Origin of the sequence: Bacillus horti (assembly GCF_030813115.1) — a bacterium.
GTDB lineage: Bacteria > Bacillota > Bacilli > Caldalkalibacillales > JCM-10596 > Bacillus_CH > Bacillus_CH horti.
The window spans coordinates 276,407-289,579 of record NZ_JAUSTY010000005.1 but is presented as its reverse complement, the minus strand read 5'-3'; the positions used below and the strand labels follow the sequence as shown (position 1 = coordinate 289,579).

Below are 13,173 nucleotides of genomic sequence, written 5' to 3'. Positions count from 1 at the left end.
TTGGGATTTGTTCTCTGCTTGGAACGTTTCCCAGTATACCAAGTGGCGCTTTTCTACTCAAACCTCAAATTACTTCATTACAGGAATGGCTCCTTAATTAAGGCAACGCTTTTTAATTAATATCTCCTTTTACTACGTTCATCTTTCTCGATCAAGAATAATTTTTTTCGAGTTCTTATTTCCTATACTTTTACTATTATATACTTCTTCTCTCCGACTTTTCCAAATGGATTTCCCTTAATAGAAGAAATAAAGGAAGTCCAAGAGAAACGCCAACAGTTAACGTACCAATGATAGGAAGCCATAAGTATTTCATTTTTTCTCTGATGCCTTCATATAAAATAAAACCAATAAGAACGACAGCTGCTACAACCACATCCAGCCAGGCAAACGCTCCGATGCGAGATTCACTAGCTTCATAAATTAGTTGTGTAATATTAAAGCCATTTTCTGATATCCATGGAACGAGTTGAGAATAGGGTAGAATCGTTCCTAGTATTGATAGTATTCCATAAAAATATTTCAAACTCTTCACCACCTACTTTTTTGATTTGCGTAGCTAACCTCTACTGCTCTCTTGCCATTCATCAGAGTTCCATTGTACATCCACAGCTCCAAGCTCTTTGTACATAAGAGAAGAATCATTTGTCTGAACTAATGAACACAGATGAGTCCCTTGAAGTCTTGCATTTCTAGATTGACACTGGATAATATCCAAGACATCTCGACTAAAGTCAAAATCAATTCTTGCTAACACATCATAATTCAAAAAAACTAAAGCCAAAAGAGCGTGAGATGGGAATATATCTGAAAGGCAATCATTAAAAGCGTTTAAATTTTCCCCATAATAAGAGGGGAATTCTAGAATTCGAGCTACATCATGGTGAAAATCCATTGTATCCTTCCAGCACGAACCATCGATCTTGTAAATCTTGTATGCCTCATTCTCTAACTCAGTTAAGGAAGTATCTAAATAATCCCTATTATGATATAAGATAATATCACTATTTATAAATAATCGTGTAGAACAAGGTGTAGGGTTAGGATCTTTTATTTTTAGAATTGATTCCTTCCATCCGTTTTCAATTTCAGGATCATGTCCTTGACTCAAATCTCTTAAAAGGCTTCCAACATCATCTGACTTTGTTTTATTATAATATTTTTCTAGATAATATATCATGGCTCTGAATGCTTCTTTTGAAGAAAGATTCATAAGGCTCACTACCCTTTCATCATATCAGTACATAAAACTTTTTTATCGTATCTTCATTTACCGGTTACGCCATCCTTAGACTTTAGCTCTCATACTTGATAAGGCTCCGACCAAAAAGATAGATATACAAAGTACTAATCCAAGAAAAATGATCGATGTATCTTCAGCACTATATTTTATTAGTAAAACCAGCCTTTGTCTTGGAGGTAAATAATCTATAACGTTTATGTATTGATTTAATAGGGTTATTGATAAAAAAGAATAGATGATACCAGTGCTGACAGAAGCAACTATTAATTCAGCATGCTTCAGTTTAACTATTTGTTTGATAAATAATAGAGGTGCTACAATAACCACAGGAAGAGAAGCCCAAAAATAATAGATGATTGGGCCAAAATAATCATTCCCAGCAAAACTATCCGCTAACCAAAGCACACCTATTACGAATGAAAATAGGAAAGAAACACTCACAGACAGGAAGCCCAGAACCATGCTTATAAAAGCCGTTCTCCGTAGATAACTCAAAGAATCCCCCCTTTGTTTGGGTATGTCTTTTATAATCGGCTACACCAAATTAGATTAACTAATTTGAAGTTTGACTATTTAAAGCGAAATATTTCCTCCAAGGATTATACTGACTTTTTAAGATATTTCATTGTTGACTCTAACTCGAATAGTCCACTTTCCTCAAGAAATTGATAAAGAATCTGCACATGACCAGCACCAATAATTAACATAATGCGATCGTCACTACTAGTTGCTAAACGAGCAATATTAGAAAACAAAATTAAGTTTCTTTGGTACCACCAAATCAACCAATCCATTCCCACATAGTTATTTATTTCTCTAATCCGCGCCATATTTACATACATCTGATGGTGTTTCTTAATTTCAGAAAGCTCATTACAATTACAATATAGATCGAGTATCGTTGACTCCTTATTTTCATCATTCGCTTTTTGCTTCAGCCAGTTAAAAAGGCTACTGAATAGCTCTGGTTGGTTCGCTTTTGCCCATTCATAAACTTCTCCTACGCTACGTCTCTCCGCGCCTTTTTCCATCCAATCTATCGCGTACACTTTCTCATGATTTAATTCAGCAGCCATACGAAAACCAAGTTGATGTACTTCATTCATTTCAAGCTCAAAGCTTCCAGTGGTATAGTCTCTGTACTTTTTATTTAGGGATTCCTCTTCTGCGGGAACGATCTCTACGGCTATTTTAGTTGGCTTGTATTGTTTGAGTAAATCCACCACTTCACGGATTTCTTGTTGTCTTGTCCTTGATTGAAGATTATCTACTTCAGTCTGATACAAATCGGAAGAAGGGCTCATGTGAAATGTACCAAGAATTAAAACTTTTGGTTTTTTCTCCATCTTAGTACCTACCTTTTTAAGTAAATTGAAATCGGGTTGATATCATTAATGACCAAGGCTCAGCAGGTGTATCATTCTCAAGATGTGTATTCCTACCCTTTATAAACGTATTCTAAATATTCATGCTGATTTTCTTGTTCTAATGGCTTTCCTACTAATCTGTCACCGTTGTTTGTATATAGGGTTAGCACTATCCCTATCCGTAACCTCGTCAGCAAAAGGGACTATTCTCAATAATTAAAAGGCTCTATTTCAACGCTACCAAACTTTTTCTGGTAAAGGGAAGTCACTTCTCCTGATGCAAACCCAAAGTTTATAAAGAGTATATCTTGACCCATTCTATTTCCACTTCCTAAGTATTTCTCACCTTCATAAAGAACTTTTTCCTCGCCAGTATCTATATCCATCCGACTCAGCTGATGTTCACCATTTCCATCATTCACAATAATAGGGGAATTGATACGAGATGAGTCAATAAGCTGATCCACACTATCGGAATTTTCTTTGTGCACCCTCTAAAAGCCAGATTTCCCTTCATAATGATGTGGGCTTCCAGTAAAGTATATGGATCGCCTGTAACATTAAGTCCACGACCATACGCATCATCATATGTTTCAGTTACAGTTCCATTGGTCCTAGCAATCATATTTTCATGATTCACATAGTAAAGCCATTCTCTGTCCTGTGCAGCAAAACCTAAATTTGCCGCATTTATCGGATTGTTACCGTATTGATATGGAGGTTCTAAAACTTTAGAACAGCCAGACAGTATTAATATGATCAATAAAAATATCGATGTGGAGGTTATTTTCATAAGTTCACTCCTATCACTATCTTGCATCACCCTTCACAAAATTCATTTCCGTATTATTCTCATTTCTTATGATCATTCTACTTCTATTTAACTCAATGTCATAAAGCTTCTCATTAATTACAATATGATTTCCTTCCATTAGCTCATAGCCCACTCGTTTTTCATTTTCACCAAATACCATAACCAATTGATCATCCTGCGTCGTATAATAAAAGTACTTTAATATCATTTCATCCTTAAATACTCCTAAATAATTAAACTCCAACAATTCATTTTCTTCAACTATTCCTTCCACCTGACTTACACTTTCTCCTACCCAATAACCTACTATCTTTTTCTCCTCTGAACAGCCTACTAGGAGAATGAGTGTTAGTATAACCTTTATCAAAAATATTGATCTAACCACTTACTTTCTCCTTTCAAAGTTGATTAAAGATAGAGTAACATATAAAAAAATAGAGAATTACATCTATGTAATAGTCTCAGTGAAGTGAAAGTGTCTTTTTATGCGATATGCCTAGATGATGATATTTAATAGTAACCTCTTCAATTGGATTATCATGCACGATTGAAATAGCATAGAGGATATCTTCCTCCGTTGCGGTACCTTCTCTTAACTTAACGATTTGATCAGAAGGAACAGTCCCGGTTTGGAGTGATACAGAATGAAAATCTTCAAACAAAATTGTACTTTGTTCCTCATTAAAAAAGCGATCAGTAACGGTCAACCCAACTAAGGGATTGCTTATCTGAAGCTTTGCATTTGAAGGTACAACATTGTTATTTATAAGCACCTCTTTAATTTGAATATCTCCGAATAACCCTTTATTCCCAACTCCAATCACCTGAATTTGTCTATCCGTTGTATAACCAGTTTGTGTAGCTACTAAGCGTGGGTTTACTTTTAGATATGTATAGCTACCTGCTAATAAAAGAATGACTAGAGCAACAGTAACAAGCACCTTTTTATTCATTTCTATTCTCCTTCTATTCTATTTATTTTCGTTAGAACGATAGAGACGAACTAGTTGATGTGCTGTAGATCCTGATTAACTCCTGATCTCTTTCCCACACTTAGGGCAAAATACATAGGAGCTCCCACTTATTTTATTGCCACAATAAGGACAAAAATTGATCTTGTCTAGTCTCTCAGGCTGACTTGTATTGATTTGCTTATCTTCTTGCTTAACATTATTAATATATTCATTTAAAGGATCGGGTTCATCATTAGCATCAGTAATATCAAATAGAGACATACGATTTTTCCCTGATGCATTTTTAAAGTGATAGATACCTTGAACAATTGCAATACCTACAAATACAACACCAGCTAGAACAAAGAAGCTAGGTGCCCCCATACTGGCTGCTCCAATAGTCCAAAATACCCCTAATACTCCAACAACTACACTGCCAATTCCGCCCAGTGCAGATGGTCCACGTCCAGGTTTTATGCTTTTCATCGCTAGCATCTCTCCTAACAAATACGACTTTAATTAATACTACGAGAAGGAATCAAGAAGGTTACGAATATTCACTACCTGACGTTCTTCTAGCCTTTAAATAATCAAGTGCGTGCCAATAACCATCAAAGACAAAAACCTCTTCACCCTCGAATTCTTCAAGGACACATTCATCACTTTCAATAACGTTCGCTATAAAAGCCACAAATTCATGAATGCTATCTGCTATGACGATCTTTTCATTCTCATCATTTCCAAAGTTAATAATTTGTCCAGAAATCCCTTTTACATCAGGGTCTAGATCAATTCCTATGTAATTTCCACCCGCATCGTCTGCAAGCGGTAGCCACAAATTATTTAAACAGTGACATTTAACCCTTCCAGGATCTAATGACGTACATTGTTCATTCATATTCTGTAGGTCTGCGGCTGAAAGTGATGAAAGGAGCTCTTTTTGTCTATTCCACTCAGAATAGACCTTATCTAGAGACAGGAACTTCATTCCCAAAAAGGAGCCTGCAATAAATGTGTCGTTATCTCCGTTACATAAGGAGTATAGTTCCTTCATTGCCTCAGGTAGTTAAAGTCAAATAGAAGTTCATACCTATTCCATTCACCTTCCTCAATCCCAGCATTAAAATTAGTACTAAATCCACTATATTTTCTTTCACAATTAGTAACTAGTCTCTTCCAATCGTCCTTAAGTCCATTATTTTGGGATAGCACAAATCTTCCTCCTATGAAGTATTATTTTTTATGATTGTTAGAAGAATTCATCCTCTTCTCTTTCTAACTGAGATTCAGTTCCATTACCCTTAATCACTTTACTTGTCGTTCAAGTTGATGATCCTCTACTAATTCTATATTCTTCTTGTTCTCTGCATAGGCTTTAATCTCATTCTTGATGTTAGGAAACAGCAAAATTGAATCTAAGTCATGTAAAGGAACCCACTTTACGGCAGTCTGATGAAGATCAGGCTCAATAGGTAGTTGTGGAGTTGATCCTTCTTTTAACTTACATTCAAATATAAGATGTATTCCATGTGGAGCTTCCTCCCTATATTCACCAGATTGATTGTGTGGAGCCATTTCATAGACTAAAGCAAGTGGTCCAACTGTTACTTCAGCGGTTGTTTCTTCTAATACTTCTCGGGCTACTCCCTCTTTAACTGTTTCACCCTGTTCTAAGCCTCCACCAGGCAGGTTATAATGAATTCCGTTATCATCATATTCAACAAGCAGAACACTGTCATTCTCTATGATTAGACCCGTACATCTTACTCTAACATGCATCAAAAATCAGCCTTCTTCCAAAAGTTATTTGTTTTCTGTTATTCTCTCTGTGCCCGTACAATTGGATAAGACTAACTCCTTATTGCGTGTAAAATCTACTTGCATTCTATCAAGTGTGATATCCAAAACAACTGAGCCATCATCTAAAAATACTAATTTATGAAATAGATCATTATCAAGAGGGTATTCTCCCAAAAAATTCTTACTCTCAATCAGGTATGAAAAATAAGAAGTTGCCGTAGTCCATGTTGTACCAAGTCTCTCCTCCATTTCAGTACGCGTTGTATATGGGTAAAATATGTGTAGTTCATCCCATTGGAAAGGAGTTATATCCTTCATCACAAACGTTGTTTGATCCTTAATCGATCTTAACAAGTTATTTTGAAACTCTGCTCGATGCTCATTTATTATCCTACTCTGCATATATTCTATGTAGCTAGAAAGGAATGGGTAAATGATAAGGCCTAGAACAAGCACTAATGTTACAGTAACAATATGCTTTTTGTTTATTATCTTTATTCTAGAGTCCTTCATAATCTATACGTCCTCTCCATTACCCTTGCACGTTAATCTCATCCAAAGATAAATTTTTCTATTTCACTTCCTAGTTAATACGGACCAACTGTCTTGTTCGTTTAGTAATAACTAGTTTTACTACTTCTTTGGTCACTATCCTGTCAATTACATCTTGATCTCTCACAGTATAACTAACCGTTTTTCCTTTGTCCGTTTCGAACCAATATTTATTTTTATGATTTCTTACCATTTTAGCCTTTTTGATTATCCAGTCTTTTTTATACAAGTCTAAGCTGGTTACTACAAGAAGCAAAGACAAGACTACTAAAATTAATCCATACAAATATACAAGTAATGAAACCTCGTCACTTAAATATCTAATGAATTGAACTAATGTTATGACAAAGTTTAAGGATGAGATTGAAATTATAATCCAAAGTGATTGCTGCGATTTCATGGACTTCTCCTTTTATACATCCAACTTATAGTTCTTTCCATGATAGGTATTTAAATTCTTAATGTATTGTTGAATGTTTCTATAATATTGTTCAGAACTTTCATAGCCCCACTCCCAAAAATGAACACCATTACAAATAATTAATCTTTCCAGCCACCTCTCGAAATTCAAGTTGATTTTAATCGCATCATCTACAAATAACAATTCCGTCCAATATAAATAGGATGAATACCTATCTACATTCTCATTGGAATTGACAAACAGCATATCACCATTATCTGAACCTATTGGAAACCATCCTTTGGGAATTAAACTTCTATAATCATATTCAACATAGTACTGCCAGATCTTATCTAAACCAAAGATCTCTATGCCTCCTCCATACTGTGGATGGACAAACAAATTTGCTCCATTATGCCTTAATAAAAATTTTCTATAATCATGAGGGAGGTTAATCTTTAGTTCTCTAGAAAATTTATTTAGGTCTTCTTCCTCAGCTTGTGGAAAAAAGTGAAATATTGCTCGTTCACTATAACCTGTTTCAGCTTGTATGAGTAAACTATTTTCCTTGTCTAGCCTCTTTTTTAATCCTGCAAGAGTTATATCAATAATACTAAAAGTCTCCGGTTTGCTCATGTTCTTCATCCCTTTGCTTGAGAATTCTCAAAGCTTCTTACAACTGCTTATCAAACATCATACACTCATGTACTCTCTTAAACTGTTCTTTTATTTTTTCTTTTTCTTCTCCTACATAGTGGGCAAAAGCTTGGATTGGATAGAGCTTAGGAATTTCAGGTGTAATGGCATCTTTAATTTCATTTCCACCCTCCATGTAAACATGTAGATACGAATCTCTTTCAATAAAATTATGTTTTATGTACCAATTTCTTACGAATTCATCATCTCTCGTCCATGCTTCAATCCTTTCAATACCATGTTGCTTAGAAAGTTCTTCTGCTTTGTCTAATAGCTTAGACGCGATACCTTGTTTTCTGTAATCAGGGTGAACAGCAATATGCCAAATCATTCCACTTAGAAATTGATCATTTGAGCAAACCTGTCCAATATCAGACTCTAATTCGATATCAATTAATCCTACTATATTACCTTCTTCAACGGCTACAAGTTCGATTGAGTTATTTTCATATTTTTCTTTTTCTTTTAGGACGTTATCAAAATAGGCTGAATCTAAAAATGAAAGCACTCTACATCGAACCCATCCTTTTTCATCCTTCGGTTCATACTTACGAATAATCAATATATCCTCCCCTTTATTAATTCACTATTCTAGTCTATTAAACATTTTCATTAAGAAATCCCTATCCTCTGGAAAACTGAGTACTAAATCTTCTATCTCATTGACTGACTTCCATTGAATATCATGGATTAATCCATCAGGATCCTGAACATTTCTTTCTCCACCAACTACTTGGATTAAAAAATAATGAACCTCATAGGAGAGATTATGTTCTTCAGAAATGCCCTCTTTCACCTTAAGTTTTTTAATAATCTTGATGTCATACCCTGTTTCTTCATGCACTTCTCTGATACAGCATTCTTCAAATGTTTCGTTTCCTTCTTTACCTCCAGATGGGATCGACCAAGTTTTATCTTCATCAGTTTTTCCTTGTAATACCATTAACACTTCACCGTTACTATTCAAACAAACGCCTGATGAGCCAAACCATTTTTTCAATTGAGATGGCCTCCTTGTGTGTGTATTTTAATATCCCAACATAATGACAATGAATTGATTAACCTTTCCATTACTGTAAGCAAGACTTGACCTAATCAGTCACTTCTAATTTCTCTATATTTCAATATATACGGTAATAATAAGATTAACGCTAATGCCATCAATACTACAATTAATACTGAAGTAAAAAGAGAGGAACTATTGAACAAAACATTTCTCAAAGCTAGTGGAATAATAACAACCAAAACTGCTGTTAATACCCTCGACCATAGAGTAATACTATGATCCTGTCCACAAATGTTACACCGAATGTTTTTGTAACCAAATAAGTTGGAACGTAGTATTTCCTTGTATGTAAATGAGTTTTCACATTATAAGTATCTTTGCTTTTGAGAATTGCTCCTTTCTTTAATGCTCACTCATTAATATTATGAATTTATATGCTCCAATGCTAAGCTCACTCTCTCACTTATCGAGGTATCCCCTTCTATTCTTAAAATAGGACACGTTAAGCTAGATATCCAATTCTCGTGTAACTCTTTACTTCTTATGTCTAACCCACCGTTATCATATAAAGCGGACCAATCCAAAAAAGCCCTTGATTGTTCATACAAACTGCCCCCAAGCAATACTTTCTCACCATATCTGAAAATCTCCCTATCCTTTAATCTTTGCAGTCTAATATCACTAGGAACATAGAGAAAGATGACTAATTCAAAATCTGACTTCAAAGCATCTCCCCATCCACATACCGCACCTGATACTATCCATTGTCTGTGTTGAGAGAGATCAGAAGTAAGTAATTGAAGCCTTTCAACTGGTTCTCTAGGCTCACTAAATTTCTCTCTCCAGTAGTAATCATCACCATCAAAATTAATATGTGGCAGACGGCTAGATAGCTCTTGTCCTAATGTTGATGCTCCAGATCCTGAAGCACCAAATATATGTATCCGATTTTTCATAGAGTTAACTCCCCCAAAGCTTAATTCACTCATTAAAATTCACAAAGCATGCTAAAACAATTAAGTATTAAAGGCCGATTCAACATCGGCCTAATCTTATCACTAAGGAATGTCACTAGCAGTACCTCTTACATATTAAAATTTTTAACCATCTTGATTTCTCCCTCAAATCATTCATTGTGCTATTTAATGGTGTCATACAGGTCTACTTCAATTTTACTTAAATCTGTTACTCCCCAATCTTCAAAGATCTCTAAGTGCCATGCCTTGTGAAATCTTTCGAGATTCTGTTCTTCCATCCAGCGATGAAGGCGTTCATATGTGTTTCTAATTTCAGTGTTGGGCCCCTTATGCTTTACAACTGCATAACTCTGTTTAGGGACAACTATATAGACCATACCTTCAGGAATTTGACTTACATCATTTACTTCCACACAAACCCAATAACCATCTTCCTCGTCTGAATAATCGCCTGCGATAAAAGCACCTATTAGCCTTGCAGGACTTTCTTTGTTCTCAATCTCACTAAGCCTTTCTTTTAGACGTAGAGTAGCTTTTGGAATTTCATTGACATACTGATCACCCGGACATACTACCCTAATTCCAACTAACATCATTTCATCTAGTTCAACTACTTTCACAGAACTCACTCTCCCTCTTTAGTTACTTAATAACCAATCCTTGGTCTCCTTTAAAAACTCTCGTTTCTCCCAAGCAGTTATCGCCTTTACCTCACTTTTATTGCGAATTAAACTTTGAAAAAACATATCTCCTATAAAGTACCCTAGTCTACTAAATCCAAATCTTTTACCACCGTTAATAGAAAACCATTCTCGAAACAATGATTGTGGTGTTTCACTTGTATAATCTTTCGCAAACTCAGTAATAATATCTGCTTTGTTTAATTGAGCAAATTGTAGCCATTCATTTCCTTCTTCGTTAAATGAAAAGTAAACGGATTCATGCAATTGTGGAACTGTTCTTCTCGAAAAATGTGTAGCAGCTCCTTCTTGAAAAAGCCAAACAAGAGGACTGGTCCACTGAATTTCCTTCCAGTTAATTGCCGTCTGATTTGAAATGATATTATGAGTAGCATGACCAAATTCATGTGCGACTATCGCTTTTAAATGCTCAGGTATTGGAGACAGCTTTTCTAGAGCAAATGTGATGTTAGGGATAATCTGTCTATAGGTAAAGGCGTTTGAACCAAACCCTCCTACAATCAGATTCACCTCGATTGGAAATGTAACATTAAATATTCTGCTATATTCATCTGTTACTTCATGGATAATAGGAGTAATATTCCTATGAACTTCTTCAATGGTTGTTAAGTATTGAGGATATTTTGAAATGGACTGCTTATGTCGTTCCTCCGTATCTTTGCAATGATAGGCAAAGTATTCTTCAAAAATTTCTGGATATGTATCGTAGTAGCTTCTTAAAAACTGTAATGTCGGTTTATAGTTCTCTTTAAAGAATGGTACCGTATCGATGATTTTCAAGTAAATCCCCTCTTTTATTTTTTACTACAAATATTTTAAAAAGGTGATAACCAAAGACCTACAATCATACCTAATATAAAAATAATGATGTACGTAACCTTTGTTTTATTTCTCAAGAATTACTACCTCCTTCCATTGATGCCACACTTATTATCTATAAATATTCCATTTACCAATATCCCGAAAACCAAGACGCTTATATATCCTACCAGCTGCAGGATCCTCATAAAACAAACATAAGGTCTTGCCCTCACCCAAAACTTCATCACAAAGCGCTGACATGCAAACAGAAGCATAGCCATTATTTCTGTAATCCGCAAGCGTACAAACTCCCACAATCATAGCAGATTGACTGTTTTCAGCCGTTGTTGAAGCAGCAGCAATCATGACCCCATTTTCTTCTAGATAAAAAGTTCTACTGATCCCACTCTCCATCATTTTTAATAAACCTTCGCGAGAATTTTTATTTGAAAAAGTACTAATTTGTAAACGTAGTTCTACTATACGTTCGATATCGTCTAATGTAGCTTTTAGTGCAGCCTTCTCATAATGTCTGTTATGTACGTAGTCCTCAGTCACTAGCTCGCAGAAGTATGTACTCGTTTTTTTACCCAAACAGTTAATTACATTATTTTCGAATTGCTCAACAACAACATCTCTACCAGATAATTCGTAAAAATCCTCATCTGAATTAATTATCTCAGCAAATCCATTAACATTTAGCCCTCCTGTAGAGCTTACGATATACGAGCTATAGAGCCTTAACATGACAGCTATTAATTGTCCACTCTCATTAAATTCTCCCCAAAGATCTTGAAAGTCTGACTCATATCCAAACGCTTCAATATCTCCTATGATAAAGAGATTAAATGACGGCTCCTTAGCTAAATAGCCCATAACTTGCTCATGATCAAATTGGTTGAGCTTTCGAATCAATGTACTCTCCTCCATAAATAGAACTAATACCTAAGCTCTTAACTTCTGTTAGCCTTTTCATTTATATAAATATCTAATGCCTTAATTCCTCTATGAGCAAGTTTAATATGATCTTCTCCCTTGTAAAAAATGAATTTTCACATTGTAAGTAGCTTTGCATTCGAGAGTTACTCCTCTCTCCTAAGATATTTTCATACCATTTAATAGATTCTACTAGATTCTTGACAGGAATAAAAATACTCCCGATTTTTTTGATTACAGATTTCATAGGATCACCTCAAGCATCTAATGAATTGAACGATCTCTCTATCATTAATTTCACCACGTTCTTCTGATAGATTCCCCTGTAATAAGATAATACCCTACGCAAAAAATCAAAGCTAAAATAAAAATAATGATTTGAATAATTCCTGTTTTATTTATCAAAAATAGTACCTCCCTCCGTTTATCTACACTAATAAACTACAAATATTCCATTTGTCAAAATCCCGATCTTTCTGTTGAGCTTGAGGATCATCCAACTCCCATCTCTTGCAACACAGATATCTCTAGCTTCTATTTGTCTTCTCATCAATATAAATGTCTAATGCCGTAATTCCTTTTAATGCGAGCTTAATAAATAAAATGCATCCTTCAAACAGAACCAATAAACACAAAATTTGTAAAACTCACTTTCCTAGTTTCGACACCATCCAGCAAATTCCTTCTAGAAAGTATTATATCTTTAGATTACTGGTAGTCTAACTTCGAAAATCGCCTGTAAATAATAAAAAAGACAAAATGCAATAAGCTCATATAGAAGCATAACTACATTAAGTCATCATTTTGATAGATTTGAGCATATATACCAAGTACTTTTGGGCAATGGAGTTGAATAATGGTAATTTGTACCTGCTTTTATTTGACTGCTCAAAGTCAAACGTAGGTTTATTTAGGCTAACTCCATTT

At 34.9% G+C, this 13,173-nt stretch carries 19 protein-coding genes and 1 pseudogene; all 20 read right to left on the bottom strand.

Annotated elements, in window-relative coordinates:
* Positions 1–196 precede the first annotated feature (196 nt).
* Positions 197–535 (bottom strand): DUF2834 domain-containing protein, encoded by a 339-nt coding sequence (locus J2S11_RS08165; protein ID WP_307393260.1) that lies wholly within the window; start codon positions 533–535, stop codon positions 197–199.
* Positions 536–559: 24 nt separating this feature from the next.
* Positions 560–1,213 (bottom strand): barstar family protein, encoded by a 654-nt coding sequence (locus tag J2S11_RS08160; protein WP_307393258.1) that lies wholly within the window; start codon positions 1,211–1,213, stop codon positions 560–562.
* Between the two features lie 75 nt (positions 1,214–1,288).
* On the bottom strand, positions 1,289–1,738 hold the full coding sequence (locus J2S11_RS08155; RefSeq protein ID WP_307393255.1) for a hypothetical protein: 450 nt from the start codon (positions 1,736–1,738) through the stop codon (positions 1,289–1,291).
* A 104-nt stretch (positions 1,739–1,842) separates the two neighbouring features.
* Entirely contained in the window at positions 1,843–2,589 is a 747-nt protein-coding gene (locus J2S11_RS08150) for a DUF5694 domain-containing protein (RefSeq protein WP_307393253.1), read from the bottom strand.
* A 439-nt stretch (positions 2,590–3,028) separates the two neighbouring features.
* Positions 3,029–3,403 (bottom strand): hypothetical protein, encoded by a 375-nt coding sequence (locus J2S11_RS08145; RefSeq protein WP_307393251.1) that lies wholly within the window; start codon positions 3,401–3,403, stop codon positions 3,029–3,031.
* Positions 3,404–3,419: 16 nt separating this feature from the next.
* On the bottom strand, positions 3,420–3,809 hold the full coding sequence (locus tag J2S11_RS08140; RefSeq protein ID WP_307393249.1) for a hypothetical protein: 390 nt from the start codon (positions 3,807–3,809) through the stop codon (positions 3,420–3,422).
* 76 nt (positions 3,810–3,885) lie between these two features.
* On the bottom strand, positions 3,886–4,377 hold the full coding sequence (locus tag J2S11_RS08135; protein ID WP_307393245.1) for a hypothetical protein: 492 nt from the start codon (positions 4,375–4,377) through the stop codon (positions 3,886–3,888).
* Positions 4,378–4,452: 75 nt separating this feature from the next.
* Positions 4,453–4,863 carry a zinc ribbon domain-containing protein gene (locus J2S11_RS08130; RefSeq protein ID WP_307393242.1) on the bottom strand — a complete coding sequence of 137 codons (411 nt, stop codon included), beginning with the start codon at positions 4,861–4,863 and terminating at the stop codon, positions 4,453–4,455.
* Between the two features lie 61 nt (positions 4,864–4,924).
* Positions 4,925–5,431: an SMI1/KNR4 family protein gene (locus J2S11_RS08125; RefSeq protein WP_307393239.1), complete on the bottom strand. Its 507-nt coding sequence runs from the start codon at positions 5,429–5,431 to the stop codon at positions 4,925–4,927.
* A 251-nt stretch (positions 5,432–5,682) separates the two neighbouring features.
* A complete protein-coding gene (locus J2S11_RS08120; RefSeq protein WP_307393292.1) occupies positions 5,683–6,156 on the bottom strand; it encodes an NUDIX domain-containing protein in 474 nt (157 codons plus the stop codon).
* Between the two features lie 24 nt (positions 6,157–6,180).
* Positions 6,181–6,690: a hypothetical protein gene (locus tag J2S11_RS08115; RefSeq protein ID WP_307393236.1), complete on the bottom strand. Its 510-nt coding sequence runs from the start codon at positions 6,688–6,690 to the stop codon at positions 6,181–6,183.
* Between the two features lie 70 nt (positions 6,691–6,760).
* A complete protein-coding gene (locus J2S11_RS08110) occupies positions 6,761–7,129 on the bottom strand; it encodes a hypothetical protein (protein WP_307393234.1) in 369 nt (122 codons plus the stop codon).
* 12 nt (positions 7,130–7,141) lie between these two features.
* Positions 7,142–7,765, bottom strand: coding sequence for an SMI1/KNR4 family protein (locus J2S11_RS08105; RefSeq protein WP_307393232.1), 624 nt, complete (start codon positions 7,763–7,765; stop codon positions 7,142–7,144).
* 37 nt (positions 7,766–7,802) lie between these two features.
* A complete protein-coding gene (locus J2S11_RS08100) occupies positions 7,803–8,387 on the bottom strand; it encodes a GNAT family N-acetyltransferase (protein ID WP_307393230.1) in 585 nt (194 codons plus the stop codon).
* Between the two features lie 24 nt (positions 8,388–8,411).
* Positions 8,412–8,825, bottom strand: coding sequence for an NUDIX hydrolase (locus J2S11_RS08095; RefSeq protein ID WP_307393227.1), 414 nt, complete (start codon positions 8,823–8,825; stop codon positions 8,412–8,414).
* A 95-nt stretch (positions 8,826–8,920) separates the two neighbouring features.
* Positions 8,921–9,184 (bottom strand): annotated as a pseudogene (locus J2S11_RS22285) (TIGR04104 family putative zinc finger protein); the annotation flags it as partial.
* Positions 9,185–9,253: 69 nt separating this feature from the next.
* Positions 9,254–9,787, bottom strand: a complete 534-nt coding sequence (locus J2S11_RS08090) for an AAA family ATPase (RefSeq protein ID WP_307393224.1) — start codon at positions 9,785–9,787, stop codon at positions 9,254–9,256.
* A 182-nt stretch (positions 9,788–9,969) separates the two neighbouring features.
* Positions 9,970–10,428 (bottom strand): GyrI-like domain-containing protein, encoded by a 459-nt coding sequence (locus J2S11_RS08085; RefSeq protein WP_307393221.1) that lies wholly within the window; start codon positions 10,426–10,428, stop codon positions 9,970–9,972.
* An 18-nt stretch (positions 10,429–10,446) separates the two neighbouring features.
* Positions 10,447–11,289 carry a M48 family metallopeptidase gene (locus J2S11_RS08080; RefSeq protein ID WP_307393218.1) on the bottom strand — a complete coding sequence of 281 codons (843 nt, stop codon included), beginning with the start codon at positions 11,287–11,289 and terminating at the stop codon, positions 10,447–10,449.
* Between the two features lie 150 nt (positions 11,290–11,439).
* A complete protein-coding gene (locus J2S11_RS08075; RefSeq protein WP_307393215.1) occupies positions 11,440–12,225 on the bottom strand; it encodes a GNAT family N-acetyltransferase in 786 nt (261 codons plus the stop codon).
* Between the last annotated feature and the right edge of the window lie 948 nt (positions 12,226–13,173).